Source organism: Pedobacter psychrodurus (assembly GCF_004331735.1).
In the GTDB taxonomy this organism is placed as follows: Bacteria; Bacteroidota; Bacteroidia; order Sphingobacteriales; family Sphingobacteriaceae; genus Pedobacter; species Pedobacter psychrodurus.
The window spans coordinates 189,996-213,982 of sequence record NZ_SJSO01000004.1 but is presented as its reverse complement, the minus strand read 5'-3'; the positions used below and the strand labels follow the sequence as shown (position 1 = coordinate 213,982).

Below are 23,987 nucleotides of genomic sequence, written 5' to 3'. Positions count from 1 at the left end.
TTATTGTCCTTTATCGCCTGAAATAATTTCGATGTTGCTGCTTACTTCCTTCTCTTTTTTAACCGCCTCCCTCACTCGCCTAAAATTATTGTTTCCTAAGAATATGTTTTTAGTTTCAGCCCCGCTTAATTTTAAATAAGTAACTGTTTCTTTCGTTGGAAAAGCATTGTAAAGAAACAGATCTGATACGTTTGTAAGATCGATTACAGCCGCATTTACATTTGGTTTATTGCTTTTTAAACCATCAATAATTAAATTATTCACTTTTAATGCTTTTAATGATGGGCCTAACTCCGTATTTACCGTTACATTATGAAACTCAATATTACTGGAATTATTGATAGAAAAACCAGTTTTAGCGTCCATATTAATATCGTTGAAGGTAATATTATCGATAGGCATTTCTTCTAAACCATTTAAATAAGCGGCCTGGTTAACCTGCCCCGTAATGTTACTGAAATGGATATTTCTAAAGATAGGTGTTCGTTCAGAAACGGGTTCTACATTGGTTTTTGCATATTGCATATCCAATACAATCGCCTGGTCTTTAATGTTTTTCATAATAATATTGCTTACCCTGATATCTTCTACCACCCCACCCCTGCCACGAGCGGTTTTAATGCGGATTCCTCGATCTGTACCATCGAAAATACAATTAGAGATGGCAATTTTGCGTACATCGCCCGACATTTCGCTGCCGATTACCACACCTCCATGACCGGATAGCATGGTACAATTGGTAATCACGTAATTTTCTGCGGGAACTGCCATTTTTATTCCAGGTGCATCTTTGCCCGATTTAATGGTGATACAATCATCGCCTACACTGATGAGGCAATCTGAAATATGTACATTTTTACAAGATTCAGGATTAATCCCATCTGTATTCGGCGAATGTGGGTTGTTGATGGTAACTGCATGAATCTTAACATTTTCGCAGAATTCTGGATTTATTGTCCAGAAAGGAGAATTGCGGATCGTAATTCCATCAATCAATACATTTTTACAAAACATGGGTTGTATAAACGGTGGACGAAGAAAACCTCTTTTCATCTGCTTTGGATCGTCTGGCAAAATAATATCCTTATTTAAACCATCAAACGTAGTTTGCCATTTCGACCGTGGTTGCCCTTCTTTATAACCTTCAACAAAATCCCACCATTTCTTGCCATGTCCATCAATAATCCCCCTGCCGATAATCGAGATATTTTCTACTTTATAAGCGTAAAACAATGGTGAAAAACTGGTTACATCAACACCTTCGTACCGACTTTTTACCATGGGTAAATAATCGTCAAAATTATCGCTGAAATGTAGTTCAGCACCTGCATCAATTAATATGATGATGTTGCTTTTTAAATGTATGGCGCCGGTTAGGTATTTTCCGGCAGGGAAATAAACTGTTCCACCACCAGCTTTTGATGCCGCTTCTATCGCATTTTTGATTGCTGTTGTGGCCAACTTGCTACTGTCGTTTTTTGCACCGTATTTAATTACGTTGTAATAAGATTGGGCATTGGCCGTTAAACCAATACAAGTGGTAAGTATGAAAATTAAAGCTTTGATAATATTGATGGAGTATTTCATTTGATTACATTTTATTTTTTTGTCGTCATTGCGAGGCACGAAGCAATCTTTCCAATTATGAAGCGCAATAGATTGCTTCACTTCTCCCACATTCAACGCTTCCATTCGCTATGACGATTTTTTTTATAATTTATCGTCCTCGTTTGTCACAAAGTGATTCCTTTGGAATAACGAGGATGAGTGAGGTCAGCGATTCCATCGCTTTTTTATACTGCCTTGGTTTGTGTCCCCACGAACCAATAGAAGTTATTTCGGTCTGTGAGGACACAGACCGAGGCTCCTAACTTAATCCATTTTAACTTTCAGCGGCTTCAAATCTTTGCTTTTGTAAATTTCTTTACCATCTACAAATACCAATAATCCTTTGCCTTTATTATATTTTTTTCCGGTTTTATCCCACAAAATGGTTAACGTTTTACCGTGGTACGATACTTGATCTAACATGAACCAATCCCACTGATTTCTAGGGATTAATGGAGAAATTTCAAGAACATTATCCTGACGCGGTTTTATGCCAATCAGATCATTGATAATTAAGTCATTAAAGGTAGAGTGATTATAAAAACTGCTCCGTGGATTATCCCCCTTTAACCATTCTCCAGTTTTCTCATCCTGGTATTCGCCGATGTAAGGTTTACCGTTTTTTACATGAGAAGCCGCATATTGATGCAGCTCCTGATAAAAGACTTCAGCATTCATTTTACCATGTTTTTTATAATTGGTTAACAGATTTGCCAACCCCTTTAAAGTTTGCGAGCTGGCAAAAGGCCAGAGTGCACCATCCCATTCACAGCTATGTCCTGTTCCCCTTGTTCTGAATGTTGGGTTTCTTCTTTCGGCAGTTGTTAAGCCCCAGGGCGCTTTAAATCCGGCAGTATCGAGTAACTGATTCCAGGCTTTTGCATAATTTGACTGATCATCAGGCAGGTTAAATTCCCAGGGCGTAAAACCGATGGCTTCTCTCACATCTGCTGAGCCGCCTTTGGCTTTTCTGGTTTCAAAAAACGCAGAAGAAACATTCCATAAACTATCCTGAACCAGTTTTTTCAGTACAATTGCTTTGTTTTTGTATTTGCCAGCCAAGGTTTTATCACCTAAAAGTGTGGCAATTTTATCCAAAGCCATAGCATTGCCATACATATAACTGTTTATCGTTGGTCGCTGGTTCTGATCTTTTCTTGATCCACTGACCGATTCTTCCATGCCATCCTTAACATCATGCTGCCAGAACAAGCCGTTTTTAAGCTGCCTTTCAGTTTCCCATTTGCCATAATCTTTAACCAATGCTGGCAAAATTTCTTTTAAAAATTCTTGATCAGGTTGCACCAAATAATTCTGATAAACAGCATCATCCACCCAACTGCTAAATTGATGAAAACGTTGTTTGGTTTGGCCAACATCGGCATGATAAAGCCAGAATTTGATGTAATCTTTTAAATAAGCATTATCCTTTAGCCACCTACCTTCGTAAATATGATGACCTAATGCGCAGCTAATGGAATTGTACTTCCCTGCATGTTTAACTGGCTCTATAAACTCTGTAAAAATGAACCCTTCAGGCGTTTTAACCAGGTGTTTACGATAGGTCCACCAACGGTAGTAATAGTTTTGTTCCAACACCGAATCTGGGCACTCGAACAAAGGTGCCTGCTCAGCCAACCACTTAAAAGCTTCGGCATTGGGCACATAATTTTTTACAGCTTCTGTATCTATCGAATTAAAATAGGTGACGTATTTCTTCAATTTTTCAGTTCCCAGAATTGACTTCTGCTGCGCAAAGCCTGTGATTGTCAATAGTGACAAAGCAACTGTTGCAATAAATTTTCTTGTATGTATCATTATTCAAATAACCAATCTATATCTTTTCCTCTACCATCTAAACCAGCATTAAAAATGCGCAGTTCCTGTTTATCATCAATAAAACCCAAAACCAAACAAGCGCCTTTGCCTAAATTTAAGGTATGCGTTCCTGCCGGGAAAGAATAAGCATGAACATTAACCGGAGGAAAGCCGTAAGGAACCAAGGCATTCGATATTTTAATTTCCGATTGACCGTAATTGTTGGCACTTGCATCGGTTTCCAACTGTGGAGGAGCAAGATATTGAGGATCTTTCTGATTAAAAAAGCCTATCAGCAATTTTACAGCTACTTTGGTACTGAATTTAATTTCAGTACCCGTTTTAATTTGTTTGTCTTTTGCAAGTTTGATTCCTTTTAAACCTACCAGCTGTGCTGCAACTTCTTTTATCTTAACAGTCGTATCTGAAAACAGCTGTACATCCTTGGCAATCACGTAACTTTCTGTTGCATTTAAAACTTTTACATCAGCAGCTTTATAAGGCACAATTGCAACAACTGTTCCCTGTTTTATAGATTTTAGAGAATCGATACTGCGTTTGAAATGATTAAGTTCTTTGGTGAAGACGGGTAACATCTCTTTCCAGTGGATAAAGGTTTTATCTACTCCACGCATTGGGATTTTTCGCTGCTTGGTTTGCATGCTGTTGGCATACAAGTAACTATGTTCTGTGAGTTTAACCAGTTCAGCATAATGATTTACACTTTTTTGTAAAAAAGGCAATGCCTGCTCCAGATCAGAAACTTGGTTCGAATATTTATACCTCAGTATCCATAGTGCTGCCTTCACTTTTTCAGCATAAAAATTAGCCATTGCATCGTAGCAATAGATATCATTTTTAAGTCTGCCGAATTCTGCAGTATCTTTTGTTACGGTTGATTTAGCTTCATTAATCGACTGGATGGCTTTTTTACCATGTTCAACTACTTCGCGCGCCACCTGAACGGGTGTTTCGCCGATATGCCCTTGTTTCTTCCATTCTTTTTCGGCAAACTCAATAATCATCTCACCCTCTGGCGCTTCTGATTCGTACATCAACGTAAATACACCGTAACGATAGGGATTAATGAGCTGAGTCATCAACATGCCTAAGGTTAGTGTTTGCCTGTTACCATCCGTAATGCCATACCTGCGCAAAAGTTTAGGAGATATTTCTCCCGACTCTTCATAAGCATTCAGAATGGCTTTACCACCTGCTAAATTAGCCCCATATTTATCAGCCAGTTCTTTGCCCCAATAATTAATTTCTTGGGCACGGTCTCTCTGCGAGTTCCACGAATATCTTGCCCACTCCTTGTACCAGATCCAATCGCGGTCTACCTCTAACAACCTGCCTTTTACGTCATCAGCCGAATAAGGCCAGTCCCAGTAACTGGCTTGAGGATATAAATGCAAACCTTTTGCGCCATAAATCTTGTTCATCGCCTGAACTGATTTCTGAATAAAATCTGCCGAGCCATATCTAAACGGTTCTAAATTGGCTAAAATATGTACGTTAGAGATATTAACAGTACCAATGGCCGCTAATTTTCGGTTTAAATCTGCCCAAGCGCCGCGCGGTGTGTTAGTGGTTAAGGCCTCCCCATTAAATTTGTTTTCGGTATACAGGTTTTTGTAAAATGGCAAAGCAGCTTTCATTACGCTTGGTGCATCGGTATCGTGCGCTCGCAGTACAATTGGTGGTTCTTCCTTAATGCCAGCCGCTTTTAGTCCCTCTTTCACCCCTGGAATAATCGTTTTGGTAAACCAATCAATGTCATCCTGACCAACGCCTTCCATCGCTTCGCCTAGTGCTACCATCAAACCTACATTTGGATATTTTTCTACAAATGAAGCAATCGATTTACGGGTATAATCGGCAATTAAAGGAATAATGGGGCGGTTCCTATCCTGTGTTTTTAAGCCATGTTTATCGGCAAAAGGCTTAGGGATGATGATGTTGTAAAACATCTGGATTACCCAAATACCGCGTTTATCGGCCTCTTGAGTCAAAAACTGGAAGATTTCTTCATTCTTTTTCAGGGTCGGATCATCTACCTCAACCGCATATGGATAATCTTTTAACCTCAAGAGTGACGAAAATGGATGTCCGTTCCATAAATAAAGCGAATTATAACGGTTTTCCACCATCATATCCAAATATTTAATCCATAAAGCTTTATCGTAAAGCCACGGGAAAGTTTCTGGGGTGTAAGGATATTCATAAACATCATGCCCTGGCAGGTAATCTGGTTTCTGCAAACCTATACAAGTGCCTCTTAATACCATTTCAGGCTGATCACTAAGGGCCATTTGCGTGGGTAGTTTATGCGTGCTGTTGATCTGATCGGCCAGTTCAATGCAGCCGTATAACGCGCCAGATGCATCGTTGCCTATGATATAAAGTACGCCATTTTTTCCGGTGTAGATATGAAAGCCTTCTTTCTGGGTGACTGAGATTTTATTCTTAATTTCTAGCGGAAGATTATTGGCAAAAAGTTTATCCGAAAACACACCAATCGCAATTACATTGTTCGTTGCTATAAGCTTATCTTTTTGTTCGATTTTGGCTGAATAATTCAACTTAGCTAAAGCTTTTGATAGCTTTTCGGCACCAAAACGCACACGCACATGATTTTCGATAGAAATTACAATTGTTTTCTGTATCCTAAGGTTGGCATTTGAAAATGATATCGATAAAAAATAACAGGAAATAAAAATCAGAAAATTTCTCATTCAACAGGCTCTAATAACAAAACCTATTTGCTAGGTTTTTATGTAATATTTGGTTAATATTATATTTAAATATAAAGATAATATTCAAATATAAGTAATAATACTGATTGCCTTTGTAAAATTTATGCAAGGTAAAGCCATTTGAATATTCGTAACGGCTTATGACAATATGTGTTAATATTTAGACAAGAAGATAAAACTTTTAGTCAAGAATATTTATTTTATTTGTATTCTAATCAATTATAATTTATAACCAATCATATACATGTTTTCACTAAAAAACAAAAAAGCCGTAGTTACAGGCGGGGGAAGCGGCATTGGAAGAGCTATTGCAACTATTTTAGCCAAACAAGGTGCGGAGGTTCACATCATCGAATTGGGAACTGAACATGCCCAAGATACGATAAAAGAAATTAAAACCAACGGCGGGGAAGCATTCAGCTACGGATGTGATGTTGCAGATCATCAGGCCGTTGCAGCAGTATTTAAGCAAATTGGCAACATCAATATCCTGATCAATAATGCAGGTATTGCGCACATTGGCAAAGCCGATACAACCGATGAAGCAGATTTTGACCGCGTAATGCGTGTAAATGTTAAAGGTGTTTATAACTGTTTACATGCGGCCATTCCGCAGATCCGTTTATCAGGTGGAGGGGTAATTATTAATATGGCATCTATTGCCGCATTAATTGGCCTGCCTGATCGTTTTGTTTATAGTGCTGCAAAAGGTGCTGTAAAAGCAATTACCATGAGTGTAGCGAAAGATTATATTGGCGAAAACATCAGGTGTAATTCTATTTCACCTGCACGGGTTCATACTCCCTTTGTAGATGGCTTTTTACAGAAGAACTACCCGGATAATATCCCCGAAATGTTCGAAAAACTTTCTAAAACACAGCCTATCGGCAGAATGGCAAAACCAGAAGAAGTAGGTGCCCTGGCTTTATACTTATGTAGCGATGAAGCCTCATTTATTACCGGTTGCGATTACCCAATTGATGGCGGATTTACTACCTTAAATAATTAATAAATATTTTTAAATACATTAAAGAATTTTATAATGAAATTAATACGATTTGGCGAAGCTGGAGCTGAAAAACCTGGAGTAATTATAAATGATAATTATTTCGATGTTTCTGCATTGGTTAAAGATTATAACGAAGAATTTTTTGGTGGCGATGGCTTGGAAAAACTAAGGTCAGCAATTGAATCTGCTGATTTACCTCAGGTAGATAAAGGTGTGCGCCTTGGCCCTGCATTGGCCCGTCCTTCAAAAATAATCTGTGTGGGCCTAAACTATAAAGACCATGCGGCAGAAACAAATGCACCCATTCCGGCTGAGCCTATTTTGTTCTTCAAAGCTACTTCAGCGATTGTTGGACCTAACGATGATTTGGTCATTCCGAAAAACAGTAAAAAAACCGACTGGGAAGTAGAATTGGCAATTGTTATTGGTAAAAAAGCAAGTTACGTTTCAGAAGAAAATGCTTTAGATTATATTGCTGGTTATGCGCTACACAACGATTACAGTGAGCGTGAGTTTCAATTAGAGAGAAACGGACAGTGGGTAAAAGGAAAAAGCTGCGATACCTTTGCACCTATCGGTCCATTTATGGCTACGCAAGATGAAATAGCTGATATTCACAATCTTCGCCTTTGGTTAACCGTAAATGGAAAAACATTACAGGATGGAAATACGTCGAATTTGATTTTTAATGTTCCGTTTATGATTTCTTACATCAGCCAGTTTATGACTCTTTTACCAGGCGATGTAATTTCTACAGGAACGCCTGCTGGTGTGGGCTTAGGGCAAAAACCTGAACCTTGGTACCTAAAAGCTGGTGATGTGGTAGAATTGGGTATTGATAGCTTAGGCACAAGTAAACAAACGGTTAAGGCCTACAGTGGAAATTAATATGAAAAGGTACTGCTTAACGCTCGATCTTGTAAATGATGAAAAGCTTATCGAAGAATATAAGCAGTATCACCGATCGGTTTGGCCTGAAATTAAAGAAAGTATTACTTCTTCTGGAATTGATAACTTGGAAATATATTTAATTGGCAACCGGCTGTTTATGATTATGGAGGTTAATGAAAGCTTTTCTTTTGAAGAAAAAGCTAAAGCCGATCTGGCCAATCCAAAAGTACAGGAATGGGAAAGCCTAATGTGGAAATTCCAGCAAGCCTTACCAGGCGCTAAACCAGGTGAAAAATGGATTTTAATGGATCAGATATTTAAACTTTAAACGCTTTCTTATGATTGATACACACGTACATTTTTGGAATTTTGATCCGGTTAGAGATAACTGGATAAACGAAGACATGATGGCCATCCGTAAAGATTTTTCGCCAAAAAACCTTTTGAGGGTATACAATGATCTTCAGATTACAGGATGTATTGCGGTGCAGGCCAATCAATCGGAAGAAGAAAACCATTTTCTGCTAACATTGGCAGAACAAAATGAAATCATAAAAGGCATTGTGGGCTGGGTAGATCTGCTTAGCCCTAATTTGGACGAACGTTTGACTTATTGGAGCAATTTCAAAACCATTAAAGGTTGGCGACATATCCTACAAGCCGAAAACGCAGATTTTATCCTGAACAAAAAGTTTATTGCTGGCGTTAATCTTTTAAAAAAATACAATTATACTTACGATTTATTGTGTTATCACAACCAATTAACAGATATTATCAAAATGGTTGATCAAATACCCGATCAACCATTTGTATTAGACCATTGTGGCAAACCCGATGTTAAAAGTCAGGATATAAAATCATGGTCTGAAAATATTAAAACCTTGGCATCGAACCCAAATGTACTTTGCAAAGTATCGGGTTTACTTACCGAAGCAGACTGGAAAAACTGGACAGAAAAAGAGCTTTTCAATTGCTTTGATACCATTTTCGAGCATTTTGGCCCCGAAAGGGTTATGTACGGTAGCGATTGGCCGGTAATGTTGCTCAGCAGACCTTATCAGGATTGGTTCAATTTGGTTTACAAGTACACAGAGCGGTTCTTCGCAGCTGAAAGGAAATTAATTTTCACCGATAATGCAACTAATTTTTACGGAGTTTAACGACATATCTTCGAACCATTTGTCATCCTGAATGCAATGAAGGATCTTTTTGATATGGCTTTATTTGCAAAGGATTCTTCACTGCGTTCAGAATGACAGATCAAAAACTAAAATTAAACCTCGCTACAAAACACTTTATTAGCATATCGTATTTTATGATGTGTAACTGTAATTATCCCTAACTAGTGTAAGCAAATGACTAATTATATCCAATATAAAACGATAAATACAAAATAGCAGATAGAGCAGGATGGAAAATATAATATAAAATATTAGTTTTCGCTTTCTAAAATAGAATCTGACCAATACAATATTTAAATATGAGTAAAAAGATTACATTCCCTTACAATCCTCAATTCCCTTCTGTAGCCGACTTAAGAAAAAAGGCAAAATCAAGGATTCCTAAATTTGCTTTTGACTACCTGGAGGGCGGTTGTAATGAGGGGCTTAATTTATCGCGAAACGAGAGCGACTTCGACAATATTTACCTTAAACCGAATTACTTACGTGTTGGTGGAGATATCGACATGTCGGTTGAATTATTTGGCCGTCGTTATAGTGCTCCATTTGGAGTATCTCCGATTGGTTTGCAAGGTTTGATGTGGCCTAACGCACCCGAAATTTTAGCTAAGGCTGCCGCTAAGGCCGATATTCCTTATACCTTAAGCACGGTATCCACCAGTAGTATCGAACGAATTGCCGAAGTATCTGAAGGAAAAGCATGGTTTCAATTATACCATCCTACAGAGAATAGCTTGAGAGATGATATCTTAAATCGCTTAAAAGCTGTTGAATGTCCCGTATTAGTTGTTCTGGTAGATGTACCTGCATTTGGTTTACGATATAAAGAAATTAAGAGTGGTTTATCTATTCCACCAAAAATGTCAATCAATAATATCTTGCAGGCCTTTGCCCGTCCGCTATGGGGAATTAAAACCCTACAACATGGAATTCCATCATTTGCTACATTAAAGCCTTATATGGAAAAAGGAATGGACATGTCGCAACTGGGACAATTTATGAACAAAACATTTACCGGTAAGGTTGATATTGAAAAGGTTTCTGCCATTCGTGATCTTTGGAAAGGACCTTTAGTCCTGAAGGGAATCGCGACTGATGAAGATATGCAGGCTGCTATCCAAATCGGTGCTGATGGTGTGATTGTTTCCAATCATGGTGGCAGACAAATTGACGCAGGCGAATCCTCAATCAATTCACTGATCAAATTGGCAAACAATCCACTATACAAATCAAAATTGAAAATCATGTTAGATGGTGGTATTCGTTCAGGCGTTGATTTAGCAAGAGCACATGCTGTTGGATCTGAATTCAACTTTATGGGCCGACCTTTTATGTATGGAGTTGGCGCTTTGGGTAATGAAGGGGGCGATCATACCATAAATATGTTCAAAACTCATTTATACCAGATCATGCAACAATTAACCATTGAGAAAATTACACAATTTCCTAATCGGTTATTAAACCCTTAAAGCGGAATTTGGAGTAAAATAAGAGGTTGTATCATAAACATAGTTTCTCCAGAAATTTGTCACGTTGAGCCTGTCGAAACGCCGTAACGGTGTTATAGTAGGTCCTTCGACAAGCTCAGGATGACAATTCTATATTTATGATACAACCCGTTAACGTTATTTAGAAAATTTGTATGTTGTACTTGTTTTATAAGTTTCGCCTGGCTTAAGCACGGTTGATGCAAAATTTGCATGATTTGGTGCATCAGGAAAATGTTGTGTTTCTAAGCAAAAAGCCGAACGGTGAGGATATGATTTACCACCTTTACCATCCTTATCAGCACCCGTTAAAAAGTTGCCACTATAAAACTGTAAGCCTGGTTCAACAGTATAAACTTCTAAGGTAATTCCTGTAACCGGACTTTTAACAATCGCTACAGGCGTTTTGCCATCATGGTGTGTTAACACAAAATTGTGATCGTAACCTTTGCCGAATTTTAATTGCTGATCATTTTCCTCGATCGATTTTCCTATTGTTTTGGCTTTGTTGAAATCGAAAGCAGTTCCCGCTACAGGTTGCAATTTACCTGTTGGAATAAGTGTAGAATCTACTGGTGTGTAGGCATTTGCATCAATCGTCAATTCATGATCCAAAATCGTTTCATTGCCCTCACCATTTAGGTTAAAATAAGCATGATTGGTTAAATTCACAACAGTAGTTTTATCGGTAGTAGCTAAATAATCGATCTGCAAAGCATTATCATCAGTTAGCGTATAAGTTACCTTAACATCCAGTTTTCCCGGATAACCTGCTTCACCATCATTTGAAACATAACTCAGCTCTAATTTTTGTCCATCCAATTGTTTAGCATCCCAAACTTTCGAGAAAAAACCATCCGTACCGCCATGTAAGGTATTAATACCATCATTAAGTTGTAAAGCATATTCTTTTCCTTCCAGGGTAAATTTACCTTTACCAATGCGGTTTCCGTATCTACCAATTAAGGCACCAAAAAATGGTTCACCTTTTTTGCGATACGAACCCACGCTATCGTAGCCTAAAACCACGTCTGTTAACTTATTATTTTTATCGGGAACCAAAAGCGAAACTACCCTCCCGCCATAATTGGTAATAGAAACCGAAGCACCTTGTTTGTTTTTCAAAACATAGAGCTTAACACTTTTACCATCAATGGTAGTATTGTATTTTAAAGAATCAGTTTGCACGGTAGCCTGTGCTCCCTTGTCTGATTTAGGATTACATGAAGTAAAAGAAATGGCTAAACATAGCGTAGCGAAGGGCAAAGCCTTAAAGAATATTTTTTTCATCTGTTTAATATTTTGTTTTCATTTGTGATGAAGCTGTCATGATTTTTCACGAGTGTTTTATTTCCCTTTTTGAATTCAAGAACTCGCAAGCTCGGTATAATCATTTTACTGTATGATTTTGAAAATCATGACGGTTTCATCGATTAAAATTTGTGAAAGCGGATCTGCAATTGCGCACAAAATTAGAAACGGCTTCATATTGATTTATTTTTGGTTAAGGCTAATGTAGGAAAAAATTATTAACGTTAAAGTAACGATTATACTTATTTTTTCATAATATCGGTGGGGATTCTTAACAGTAAAAAAAATCACATAATTTAGCAGCCATATGCATAATTTAAATTTCAAGCCAAAGGCTTTTCTTTTTGATTTGAACGGCACTATGATTAACGATATGGAATACCATACCTTAGCCTGGTACAGCATCATGACGGAAGATTTAGGTGCCAAACTTGATTACGAAAACGTAAAAAAAGAAATGTATGGTAAAAACCACGAAGTTTTAGAACGCGTTTTTGGAAAAGATAAATTTAATGCCGAAGAAATAGAACGCCTTTCTATCGATAAAGAAAAGCTACCAGGAAGATTACATGCCGCATTTAGCGCTGATTGATGGACTGGGTCAATTTTTGGAACGCACAAAAGAGGCTAACATTCCAATGGCGATCGGATCTGCTGCAATACCTTTTAATATAGATTTTGTAATAGATGGATTGAATATCCGTCATTATCTGGATGCAATAGTGAGTGCAGATGATGTAAAAACAAGCAAGCCAGATCCCGAAACTTTTTTAAAGGCCGCGGCAGCATTAAATATTGCTCCGGCAGATTGTCTGGTTTTCGAAGATGCACCCAAAGGTGTAGAATCGGCTTTAAATGCAGGTATGCCCTGTATGGTATTAACCACAACACATACAACCGAAGAATTTGAAGGTTATCCAAATATCTTAGGTTATATTACAGATTATAACGATGCTAAATTAAATACGCTATTTTAACATGGGAAAATATTTAAATCAAAAACCTGTTCTTGTTGCAGTAGACTGCATTATTTTTGGTTACGACGGCGACCAGCTAAAACTTTTGGTGATAAAAAGGGCAATAGAGCCTGTAAAAGATCAATGGAGTTTGATGGGTGGTTTTATTGGTGAACGTGAAGATCTTGATGGCGCAGCTAAAAGGATTTTATTAGAGTTAACAGGATTACACGATGTTTACCTGGAGCAACTTCATGCTTATGGGAGTCCAGATCGAGATCCCATCGAACGTACCGTTTCGGTAGTCTACTTCGCACTGATCGATATTAATAAATACAGTAAACAGATCAATGATCAGTACCATGCCGAATGGTTTAAGTTAAAAGAAGTTCCAGCGTTAATTTTCGACCATGATATGATGGTGAAGGCTGCTATGGATAAAATCCGTTATCAGGCAGCCCTCCATCCTATTTTATTTGAGCTTTTACCAAAACGGTTTACTATACCGCAATTGCAGGCATTATATGAGCAGGTTTACGATTCGCCGATAGATAACCGAAACTTTATCCGCAAGATTACAGCCAGTGGATTATTGATTAAACAGACCGATAAGGATAAATCGAGTTCGCGCCGTGGGGCTTTTTATTTTAAATTGGATAAAAATAAACACAAAGCCCAGTTCCAGTCGTTTTTAAACTTCATCCCTAAAGCAAGTAAATAGCGCTGATTGTTGATGAATTAAAATAAATTTTAGGATTATTTTTAAGCATACAAAATTTAAAATCAAGCAGTTAGAACAGCCATTTTTAACCAAATTAAAAAGCATTAAAAACATTTTCAAAAAATGTTTGCAAGAAAAAGATAAATCCCTATATTTGCACCTCCTTAAACAAAAGGAAATGATTCCGTAGCTCAGCTGGTAGAGCATTACACTTTTAATGTAGTGGTCCTGGGTTCGAATCCCAGCGGGATCACGAAAGACGCAAGAGATTGCGTCTTTTTTGGTTTAATAGTATTTAAACCAAGAAAGCTTTTCTAAGATAAATCAATCAAATGCAACTTTATTCAATCTGTATGGTGGTGAATTCACTGGCCATTTTATGATTTAAATTTGTTGGCCACCACTGGGCTCCCCACCTATCGAAACCAGTTTTTAGCATAATACGAAAGATGTGTCCTTGGGATCATCTCCCGACGCTGCTATAGCCCGTCATTTCTCTGTTTTTTATATTACTTTCGCTGCCTAAAGACCAACTGATCTAAGTTTACCGGCTAAATATTCAGGTTCGTGGAATTTTGGTTGGATAGCGCGGTTAAAGGATGTCTATTTGGATATTATTTAACCTTTTAATTAAATCTCATGGACAATAATTCATTACTTCGAGGATTGAGCAGCCTATTCAGCGGAATCACGCTCAGCTGCTTCCTGTATACCTTTGTTTTCCTATTCTCTTTCTATGCACTTAGAAAACATACCATCCGGATAAATATCAATAAATGGCTTAACAATATATTAACCGCTTGGTTAGCTATATTAGGTGTATTTACTGTGGTCCGCTTGGTGGAGAACCTCTCAGGTTTTATCAGGCATGAGAGGTTTGGAGCCGGACCTGATTTTCATATCCATTTAGGTGAGCCTATGTTCATCCTGTTAAGCCCGCTAGCCAGTGCATTACTGTTTACCGTTTACCTATGGGCAAGCAGTATTTGGAAACGCTCAGTCAAGGGTATTGTAAAAATCATGCTTATTGAAGGACTTTTTATCTTTGTAATCACCATGGGTTCTATGCTGATTGTACAGATCAGTTTTCAGGGCTTTAAAGATATACTTTTGTCATTGTCCATCTGGGTTCCTGGTCCCACAGGCTGCGCACTGGCTTTTATGGCCTATAATTATTACCTCTACCACAATAGGCTTAAAATCCGCGAAAAAGAATTACAGATTTCCCGCCTGCGGCAACAGCTTTCACAATCACAGCTGGATGCGCTTTCATCAAAGATCAATCCCCATTTTTTGTACAATGCCTTAAATTCTATTGCCGGCCTGGCTACCTCTGACGGTGTAAAGACCAGGGCTATGGCGATCGCCCTCTCAAAACTCTTCCGCTATAATGTGAATAAGGAAGAGAGCAGTTATGTAAGCATCCGTGAAGAACTGGAGATGGTATTAACTTATCTGGAGATCGAGAAAATAAGGTTTGATGAAAGACTGAGGTATAGCTACAATGTACCCAAGGAGCTGGAAGACGAGCTGATTCCCAGACATCTTTTACAGCCATTGGTGGAGAATGCGGTGAAGCACGGCGGAAGCGCAGATAATCTGGAAATAAATATCATACTGAAAAAGAATGAAAAAGAGATTATGATCTATGTTTCCGATAATGGCAGACCCTTTGATGAAGATTTTAGCCCTGGCTATGGTATAAAATCACTATATGACAAGCTGGATCTATTGACTTCTGGCTGCTACGGGATTGCTTTTGAAAACGACCCCAAACAGGTCTGCATTACCATTGGTGAACACAAAAAATTATTATCATGATCAAAAGATTCAAGACCATTGTTGTAGATGATGAGTACCCGGCAAGGCTGATGATGAAGGAACTGATCGGCAAACACCTGGACACGATTGAAGTTATCGGTGAGGCTGAAAATGGCAGGACCGCAATTGCAATGATCAATGCTTTAAAACCTGACCTGATATTTCTGGATATCCAGATGCCTGACATGGAAGCTTTTAGTATGCTCCTCCAGCTTGACCACAAGCCTATGGTAGTGTTTACAACCGCCTATGAACAATATGCGGTAAAAGCCTTTGAGGAGCACGCGGTTGATTATCTTTTAAAACCTATTGAAGAGGTCAGGTTTGATAAATGTATTATAAAGGTTAGGAAATTTGTCAATGCAGCACCGCAGGTTGTTGACTATAACAGCCTGAAACAGTTTTTTGATCACCTGCAGCCCAAGAAGGAGATTACAGCCATACCGATCAAAACAAAGGATAAAATTATTCTGGTACGCTTAAGCAAGATATCTTACCTGCTGGCCGAACAGGGTTATGTGATGATCTATACTGATAACGGAGATAAGTTCTTAACAGAACTCTCCTTGTCGGAACTGGAAGGAAAACTGCCTTCCAGTTTTTTAAGGATCCAGCGGTCATATATTATCAACACCGAAAAGATTCTCGAAATCAACAGGTACTTCAATAACCGGCTAATTATTTTAATGAATGACAATGAGCACACCAAGATTATTTCCGGCACGACCTACATCAATCAAATCAGACTGGCACTTGATCTTTAGCCAAGGGTCTGGCAGCAACCGATTAACCTTCTACCTGGACAGGATACAATGTAATTATTGTATTTATTTTAATGCTGTTTTGATTATCCCCGCAAAGGTTGCCGCCCAGATTGCGCCATCTTTGTCCTTTGTGATACGCTCGATATTGACACTGGGAACATTAGAATTTTCAGTGGTATAGGTTTCGGTCTTTTTGCCTCCAATGTCGTACCTGATGACCCCCACATTGTTTTGACTGAGCCATAAAGTGTTTTTTTCTTCATCCAAAAAGAAATCGTTGATGCTGTTGCCGGCAAACATTGTCGGGTTGTCGTTCCACAAACGCTCCCATTTTCCCTCCGGCGAAAGCATATACATTCCTGCCGCCGCACCTTTTTCATTATACAGCGAGAACCAAAGGTTGCCCTTTTTATCTTCCCACATCTTGGATATGTAAGCCTTCGATAGCGGTGAGGACTTATCGTTTAATGCTGTGGTCTTACCTTTTTCGATAACGACGTTACCTTCAAAAGTACCGATCCAGGTGCGGTCCTTGCTGTCCACAAACACTCCCAAAACAGTTACCTTGTTTTTTGAAGCGTCTTTCAAAATATCCATAGCATACGCTATTCGGTAGTTATTAACGAAGTCGTAAAAATGCTGTTCCAAATGATGATTAATTAAAACAGATAATTCACGCACAGGAATCTTAATATCTTTGGAAACTTCCTGTATTGTTAAAGAAGGATTAAGAAATGGCTTTTCTTCTACCATATATTGCTTTAGCGCCAATAACGCAGAACAATGCTCTTTCTCATATACTACTAATGGGCTGAAATTCTTGTCTTCTAAAATAATATCCGAAACCAGCTTTAATTTTGAATCGATATTTCTAAACAGGTTTGGATTATTTAATGCTTTATACAGATACCAAAAAATGATAGTCAGCTCAGAGAGGATCAGTCCAACTTTTAACCAATCGGAAATATTAGGATAGTCAGTAAACTTAAAGATGTTTTTTAAAAGCGCAATAGCAAAGAAGATCGATAGTGCTACTGTAAACTGGAATAACCAGTTAAGAGATTCGAGACTTGCCCCTGTATAATTTTCAAGGTAAATCTTTTTTGCTTTTCTTAAGATCATAAAAGCTGCTGCGATATAAAAAGCACATTGAACATGCATTAAGATATGGTTGAACTGCACCTCCAGCATACTTCTGCCTTTTGCAAGAAAGCTAATTTTAGAAGCCAGATCGACACTATAAAAGCGAGGTAATAAGATTAAGTTTGCCAGCAGAAAAGGAATGATATGAATTAAGTGAGCTGGTTTTAACTTAAAATCAGAATAGCACACAGATAGGACATATAAGTAAAAAGCCGGGAGCTGCAGAAAAAAAAATGAGCTGATAAAAATTCTTCCAGTCAATGGAATTTCAAATAGATAACTTAGGTTTACACTGTTGTCAATAGCAGTTAAAATTAGAAAAAGAGCAAAAAGGCGATTACTTAATTTATGAGCTGTTTTAACGCTTATCAAAAACAAGGAAAGAAATAATGAAATGGAAATTGTTACTACAGCAATTGTAGCCAATAAATTAACTTTATCCATTAATCAATATGCATAGATTTTTAGAAGAATTGTTTTTAGCTTTCAGATAACCGCCCAAAACTTCTCCAATACTCAACTAACTGTTTATCTTGTTTGGCGAATTTAGCTAATTTTTATGATTACTTTTTCTAGCTGAATCAATTTCAGAAAATCGCTTAAAAACATTCATGTATAAAATTGAAAAGTTTATGTTACATAGCAGATTACATAAACCAAAGTTGGTTGCCCCTTATTTGTCAATGTACAAATAATTTAATTTATTGAAATTTAATCCATTAGAGGTTAATTGAGTTTTGGCAAGATGAGTCAATTGATATTGGTTTAGATAATTTACAGACTCAGTAATATACCATAGTAGTGAAATCACAAAAAAACCTACAAGAGAACTTTCATTCCATATCATTTAATTCATCAGCCAAATTAATTATACGTTTTAAATCTGACACAAAGGTATTCGATCATTTACGAAAAAATGCAAATTTAGTATAAAATTGTACAAGCACCTCTTTTTTTAAAGGGTTAGTATTTATGGGCTTTATTTATAATTTCAGAAAACTAAGAGGAAACCTATTAAAGAAAAAAAGAGATCAGCAACTACGATTGGATTAACAAATAGATTACACAAGCTATTAATTTGCTATTTCTTTATACGTTCGGATGGCTATACTTCAAACAAAAAACTTTCGGGTATTTTGTATCCGTTTTGATAAGGAATAGATACACTATCTACCTTTACAGAACCATCATTAACACAATTGTACCTTTCAATTACAAGGTTGTAGTGTTTCTTATTTGCTTCTGTTTTAAAATGATATTTATTCTCATCGCATACTGTTATTTTATTATCATCGCCAGCACCCTCTCCGTAATCGTGATAAGTAGAAAGGCCAAAACTTGTCCTTAGCTTTCCTTCGCTCAGTTCGACTACGGTAACATTAAAATTGCTGCCCATATGTGTTTGGCCGCCAGAAATTACCAAGCCTAAACTTTCATCACCAATCTTAATCAGTTTTTCAAACGAACCTGGATTACCATACATTCCCCCACCACCTGCCTGCAAACGAAAATCATTCAATATCCAGTTATCACTTGTCCTTTTAAAGATGAAAATATCACACCAGCCTATAGATACACCGTACATTGGCCCACGATTTTCTACCACATACACATAATATTTCCCCGAGCGGTCTTCCATATATTTTAATGTGGCATCATCTCTGGTTATGGTGTCTTCCTTGCTATCGGTTTGTGGCATGTTGGAAACAGTATCATAAACCGCTTTCACTAATAAGGTGGCATCAGCCTGGTTAAGGGAGTCTTTATTCAAAACGAGCACCTTTTTAGACTTAACAACCTGATTAACAACAGCCAAACTATCATTTGCTTTTTGTTGTGGTTTCTCCTTACTTATACAAGCAAAAAACATGGTTATGACCAGAAGTGGGATCAGTTTTTTCATAAATTAAAATCAGAGGTTACTTAAACGATTACAAGTTTAAAGTATGATTTTTTCTGATACAAATTAAAAATTCGATAAATTTTTATCGTTAATGCTTCTATAATTTGATGTTAAACACAAAAAGCGGTTTCCATCCAGATAACCGCTTTTTATTCATTAACTATAACTATTTATTCATGTGTGTTGTGTCCATTTTAAATACTGGCTTTAACTTCGCCACAGGTAAGCATATTTTTAGGATAATATGGATTCTCGATCGCTTTATCGTTACTGATCCACGTAGTTCCCGTCATTGGGCATACCTGTTTGTAAAGTGTAGTTTTTTCTGGTTTAAACCTTTCAATAATCGACCACATGTTAACAGATAATTTGTCCATTTCTTTACGTTGAATATTGATCGAACTGGTAGCAGCAATTGCTAAAGCATTTTTTTTGATTTCTTCCCTCGTTGTAGTTGCTTCATTCATCTGCGCTAATGAAAGTTTTTTAAACTTAAACTGGTCCATTAACGACGCAAATGCAGTAGCATACTTTATAGCCTGAACCGAATCAGATTTAACCAGGCTATTTTTCACCCCTAAATAATTCAAGATAATGGCTTCTTTTAATGCTTCTCTTTTCTCTGCTAGTTCTTGTGTACCTACTTCTTGTAGTGATGTTTTTACCTGGGCACTTAAATTAAAACTTAAGATGCTTAAAGCCAATAGGGCGGTCAATATATAATTCTTCATTGTTTACGGATTTAAGGTTGTTTTTTTAAGGATCTTATCAATTTCTGTTCTGATATCTTTTAAGTGCATTGCATTGATACCGCTGGTTTGGGGAAGAATTTCTTCAACTTTTTTTCTGATCGCCTGTATGTGCGTAATGGCTTCCAGTCTCACATCACTGCGTTGAGCGCTGTTCATTGCTTTGCCATCTGCCATATCTTTCGGATTAATTAACATCCCTACTTTCTCCAGGTAAGAACGTTGTAAACTTCTTAGGTAAGCGTCTTTTAAGGGATCAAGCGAGGGTTTCTTCCATACAGTAGGTAAAACATCGTTTAAGAACTCACTCACAGGATATGGATCAGCAGAATTTAAAGCTTTCTGACTCAGGTTAAACAGCAGACCCGGACTTAAAAACATATTTAAAATCTGCGTTTGCTGATCAGAAATTTCGTCCATTGGTTTTACATCTATATACTGCGAAATTTCTTTAGGATAAATCCATAACGGCGCATCAAAAAGCTGACGGCCTACGTAACCAACCACACTTTTAACCTTTTGCTTAGGAATTTCGGCATAAACTACTCCTTTTTCCTCTACACTGCGTTTAGTAACATATCTGTTGCCGATATTTTTCATTACATGGTAAAGGTATCTGCCATATTGCCTAACTACAGCTTTATGCAATTGCGACAGATTATCATATTGGTCGCCAGGTTCGTTTGTCCATGTAACAAGGTTGGCTACTACCCTCTTCAGGTTTTTAATTCCATAATCGCTGGCTATAATGGCATCGTCTCCTAAATCTTCTGCCTGGCTTCTTGGATCTTCATCTTTGCCTTCGCCGCCAAACCACAAACGTGGGTTTTTGGTCAAGGTATCAGTAGTCATTTTATTTAAAATCTTTTCTTCTGCATATTCATCCTTTTGCCCATCGAAATAACGGTACCCCCAGTTAATGGCCCATTCGTCGTAAGCACCAATCCGTGCATAAATTCCTTTTGGAGAAATATGATCTTCTGGTTGGGCCACATAATTAAAACGCGCATAATCCATAATTGAAATGGTGTGTCCGTTTTTCTCTACCCAGGCTTTATCCCTTAACTTCTCAACTGGTGTTTGGCTGCTTGCTCCCATATTATGCTTTAAACCAAGTGTATGACCCAGTTCATGTGAAGAAACAAAACGGATTAGCTGCCCCATTAATTCATCATCAAATTGCATTTTTCTTGCCCTTGGGTCGAGCGGACCGGCTTGCACCATATACCAATCATGCACTAGTTTCATTACATTATGGTACCAGCCTACATGGCTTTCCATAATTTCGCCACTTCGCGGATCGCTGATGCGGGGACCATAAGCATTTGGTGTTTCAGAGGCGTAATATCTGATCACCGAGAAACGGGCATCTTCAAGACTCATGGTGGTATCTGCTTCTGGCCATTCTTTACCAATGATTGCATTTTTGAAACCTGCCTGCTCAAAGGCTTTTTGCCAATCATTTATTCCCTGAATAAGATATGGACGCCATTTTTTTGGAGTTGCCGGGTCGATATAATACACGATCTGTTTTTTCGGCTCAACCAATATCCCTCTTTTGTATTTCGCTAAATCTTCTTTTTTAGGCTCTAAACGGTAACGTTGTACCAAATATTTGGTTTGCGTTCTTTGCTGACCTTCATCAAATAAGATATACTTATTATTAAAGTACCCTACTCTTTCATCTGCAATACGTTTTCTCATAGGCACTTTTGGCAATAAGAGCAATGAGGTATTTAGTCTCAAAGTTATTGCGCCAGTTAAAGCTCCTGCCGGAATCCCTAAACCAGAACTCGAATACGTTTTGGTTGTTTTAACCTCTACATTTAGCGGGTAACAGTTTATTCTTTCGATGAATGAACGATCATCAGCCAGGCTGCCCAGTTTTTTTTCGCTTTTTTCTTCCGATGCAATGGAAACTACCGGAACATCTTTTTTAAAGAAATCGGTTACCTCAATTACATAGTTTCCAGTAATAGGGTTACGTGCTTTAATATCGAAACTGGCAATAATCGGGTTTTCCTGCGATTGCATTACGGCCTGATAAATGGCTTCTGAAGCATTTTTAGTTTCCTGGCGATAAACAACCCCTTTTAAAAAGAGGTTGTTGTTATTTCCTTTTTGAAAATAGAGGGTTTGTTCGTTCACCTTTTCACCACCAAAGCTCCCAAATCCTTGTGGTGTGGTTACATAACGCGTAACCGCAAGTAGGTAACGCCCAAGTAAACTGTCAGGTATTTCGAAAAACCATTTCTGATCTACCTGCCTGAGGTTAAAGAGTCCATTCTGACCAATTGCATTCGTGGGAATGATCTTTTGATAATCAACTGGTCCCTTCTTAGCTGTACTATCGGCTTTTACTATCGGCGTTTTTTGTCCGAAAGCAGTTAAAGAGAAGAGGAGCGCAACTGGAAATATAAAATGTTTAATATTCATGTTAAAACGGTAGCTTTTCGTCGGTATTTAAAGTAAGGTTAGGATTTTTCTTAAGTACATTAAGCGGAAACGGGATGATATACAACCTCGAAGTTGGCAATAGCGTATAGGTTTGCTGTGGAACGGTTTTGTTTACAATCGGATATTTACGCACTACTGTTTTTGCGTATTCCGGCTCAGTGTTTAACCGTTTTAGATCCATAAACCTGTTAAAACCAAGGAATAATTCTTTTCTGCGTTCATTGATGATAATATCCATGGTTTCCTTTTTGGTTGCCGGAATCTGAAGTGTGATTGTACCCGAAATGATGCGTTTCTCGCGAAGTTTGTTTACTACAGCCATTGCACCTGCTAAATCACCTTCCCTGGCCAAACACTCAGCCTGCATTAAGTATACCTCTGTTGTTTTTAAACCCACGGTAGGATAGAAAAACTTGGTATAGGGAACATTATAGTAAGCCGCATTAGAGCCAATATCCAAAAAGCTCGCACTGGTGGTATTAAAGAACATGTTAAAACGGGCATCGTTGTTACCGAACAATTCTCTTAATTCTGGGCTAATGAGCCAAGTATAGCCAAAATTAGTTTCGTTATAGCCCTGTACATACATGTAACTTAATACCTCTGGGTTATTGGGTGCAATAATGGGAAGTACGTTTGGCCCACCCTGAACAGTGGTATAATTTACTAAGTCAAAGATCTTGTTATTATAGGAAAGGGATTTTTCGCAAGCTTGTTTAGCCTGTGTTATTTCCTTTTTAAACAAATGTACCTTTGCTTTTAAAGCCCAAGCAAAAGCTAATGACGGATGGTAAGGATCAGCTGGCTGTGCCTGTAAGTGTGGAAGTGCCTCATCCAAATCTTTTTGGATAAAATCGTACACCTGGGCCACAGTCGATTTTACAGGCTGTGCCTCCAGATCATATTTATCCATAATGCAGATTCCGCCATCTGTAGCTGCTGTAGCTGCATTATAGGCCTTGGCATACACATTTATCAAAAGGAAATGATCAAAGGCTCTTAAAACCTTAGCTTCTGCCTTAGCCAGCGCTTTTAAATTATCATCCCCTTTACTGCCATCAACTAATGAAATAATGGTGTTCCAACGGTTAATGTACAAATAAGCACGTTCGTAAAAATTAGAAATTGTAATCATCGAAACGCGGTCAATACTTACGTTGAAACTAAAATGTACAGTATTAATATTTGGGGTTACTCCAATAAAGTTCGATTCTTTAATCCACATGTCATCAACCAGGTACTGAAAGTTGGTAATGATATATGCCCTGTTTGGATAAGAAACCAGTTCATAGTAATCGTTGGCGGTTTCTACAACTAAAGATCCTTTAGGAGTGAGGTCGGTATATTTTTTGCATCCAGCCATTGTTAAAAGAATTGCTATACATGCGATAAAAACTATATTTCTTTTCATA

At 37.8% G+C, this 23,987-nt stretch carries 17 protein-coding genes, 1 tRNA gene and 1 pseudogene; 10 read left to right on the top strand and 9 right to left on the bottom strand.

Annotated elements, in window-relative coordinates; all coding sequences use genetic code 11:
• The 3 genes from EZ456_RS06185 to EZ456_RS06175 form a co-directional block, all read right to left on the bottom strand.
• Nucleotides 1–1,587, bottom strand: a complete 1,587-nt coding sequence (locus tag EZ456_RS06185; protein WP_131528363.1) for a glycoside hydrolase family 28 protein — start codon at nt 1,585–1,587, stop codon at nt 1–3.
• A gap of 285 nt (nt 1,588–1,872) precedes the next feature.
• Nucleotides 1,873–3,426 (bottom strand): MGH1-like glycoside hydrolase domain-containing protein, encoded by a 1,554-nt coding sequence (locus tag EZ456_RS06180; protein ID WP_131528361.1) that lies wholly within the window; start codon nt 3,424–3,426, stop codon nt 1,873–1,875.
• Nucleotides 3,426–6,161 (bottom strand): alpha-d-galacturonidase, encoded by a 2,736-nt coding sequence (locus tag EZ456_RS06175; protein ID WP_131528359.1) that lies wholly within the window; start codon nt 6,159–6,161, stop codon nt 3,426–3,428. Before EZ456_RS06175 ends, EZ456_RS06180 begins: the two co-directional genes overlap by 1 nt.
• Before the next feature lie 265 nt (nt 6,162–6,426).
• Between EZ456_RS06175 and EZ456_RS06170 the strand changes: the two genes are divergently transcribed.
• The 5 genes from EZ456_RS06170 to EZ456_RS06150 all read left to right on the top strand — a co-directional run bounded on the left by EZ456_RS06170 (nt 6,427) and on the right by EZ456_RS06150 (nt 10,732).
• The gene (locus EZ456_RS06170) at nt 6,427–7,191 is read left to right on the top strand and encodes an SDR family NAD(P)-dependent oxidoreductase (protein ID WP_131528357.1); all 765 of its coding nucleotides are present in this window, start codon (nt 6,427–6,429) and stop codon (nt 7,189–7,191) included.
• Nucleotides 7,192–7,224: 33 nt separating this feature from the next.
• Nucleotides 7,225–8,079: a fumarylacetoacetate hydrolase family protein gene (locus tag EZ456_RS06165; protein WP_131528355.1), complete on the top strand. Its 855-nt coding sequence runs from the start codon at nt 7,225–7,227 to the stop codon at nt 8,077–8,079.
• A gap of 1 nt (nt 8,080) precedes the next feature.
• The gene (locus EZ456_RS06160) at nt 8,081–8,410 is read left to right on the top strand and encodes an L-rhamnose mutarotase (RefSeq protein ID WP_131528353.1); all 330 of its coding nucleotides are present in this window, start codon (nt 8,081–8,083) and stop codon (nt 8,408–8,410) included.
• 10 nt (nt 8,411–8,420) lie between these two features.
• Nucleotides 8,421–9,242, top strand: a complete 822-nt coding sequence (locus EZ456_RS06155; RefSeq protein ID WP_131528350.1) for an amidohydrolase family protein — start codon at nt 8,421–8,423, stop codon at nt 9,240–9,242.
• Nucleotides 9,243–9,562: 320 nt separating this feature from the next.
• Nucleotides 9,563–10,732, top strand: coding sequence for an alpha-hydroxy acid oxidase (locus EZ456_RS06150; RefSeq protein ID WP_131528348.1), 1,170 nt, complete (start codon nt 9,563–9,565; stop codon nt 10,730–10,732).
• 156 nt (nt 10,733–10,888) lie between these two features.
• Here the strand turns inward: EZ456_RS06150 and EZ456_RS06145 are convergent, their stop codons facing one another.
• Nucleotides 10,889–12,040, bottom strand: coding sequence for an aldose epimerase family protein (locus EZ456_RS06145; RefSeq protein ID WP_131528345.1), 1,152 nt, complete (start codon nt 12,038–12,040; stop codon nt 10,889–10,891).
• 328 nt (nt 12,041–12,368) lie between these two features.
• Between EZ456_RS06145 and EZ456_RS06140 the strand changes: the two are divergent.
• The 5 genes and pseudogenes from EZ456_RS06140 (at nt 12,369) to EZ456_RS06120 (ending at nt 16,323) form a co-directional block, all read left to right on the top strand.
• Nucleotides 12,369–13,038, top strand: a pseudogene (locus EZ456_RS06140) (HAD family hydrolase).
• Between the two features lies 1 nt (nt 13,039).
• Complete coding sequence (locus EZ456_RS06135; protein ID WP_131528342.1) at nt 13,040–13,738, top strand: NUDIX hydrolase; 699 nt, start codon at nt 13,040–13,042, stop codon at nt 13,736–13,738.
• Nucleotides 13,739–13,918: 180 nt separating this feature from the next.
• Nucleotides 13,919–13,991 (top strand) — tRNA-Lys (locus tag EZ456_RS06130).
• A gap of 386 nt (nt 13,992–14,377) precedes the next feature.
• Entirely contained in the window at nt 14,378–15,559 is a 1,182-nt protein-coding gene (locus tag EZ456_RS06125) for a sensor histidine kinase (protein WP_131528340.1), read from the top strand.
• Nucleotides 15,556–16,323: a LytR/AlgR family response regulator transcription factor gene (locus tag EZ456_RS06120; protein ID WP_131528338.1), complete on the top strand. Its 768-nt coding sequence runs from the start codon at nt 15,556–15,558 to the stop codon at nt 16,321–16,323. The genes EZ456_RS06125 and EZ456_RS06120 overlap by 4 nt, the downstream gene beginning before the upstream one ends.
• A 63-nt stretch (nt 16,324–16,386) precedes the next feature.
• Here the strand turns inward: EZ456_RS06120 and EZ456_RS06115 are convergent, their stop codons facing one another.
• The 5 genes from EZ456_RS06115 to EZ456_RS06095 all read right to left on the bottom strand — a co-directional run bounded on the left by EZ456_RS06115 (nt 16,387) and on the right by EZ456_RS06095 (nt 23,986).
• Entirely contained in the window at nt 16,387–17,892 is a 1,506-nt protein-coding gene (locus EZ456_RS06115) for a hypothetical protein (protein ID WP_205945036.1), read from the bottom strand.
• Between the two features lie 679 nt (nt 17,893–18,571).
• Nucleotides 18,572–19,369 carry a hypothetical protein gene (locus EZ456_RS06110; protein ID WP_131528335.1) on the bottom strand — a complete coding sequence of 266 codons (798 nt, stop codon included), beginning with the start codon at nt 19,367–19,369 and terminating at the stop codon, nt 18,572–18,574.
• Nucleotides 19,370–19,563: 194 nt separating this feature from the next.
• A complete protein-coding gene (locus EZ456_RS06105) occupies nt 19,564–20,100 on the bottom strand; it encodes a DUF3347 domain-containing protein (RefSeq protein WP_131528333.1) in 537 nt (178 codons plus the stop codon).
• A 3-nt stretch (nt 20,101–20,103) separates the two neighbouring features.
• Complete coding sequence (locus EZ456_RS06100) at nt 20,104–22,554, bottom strand: zinc-dependent metalloprotease (protein WP_131528331.1); 2,451 nt, start codon at nt 22,552–22,554, stop codon at nt 20,104–20,106.
• 1 nt (nt 22,555) lies between these two features.
• Nucleotides 22,556–23,986 carry a RagB/SusD family nutrient uptake outer membrane protein gene (locus EZ456_RS06095; RefSeq protein ID WP_131528329.1) on the bottom strand — a complete coding sequence of 477 codons (1,431 nt, stop codon included), beginning with the start codon at nt 23,984–23,986 and terminating at the stop codon, nt 22,556–22,558.
• Between the last annotated feature and the right edge of the window lies 1 nt (nt 23,987).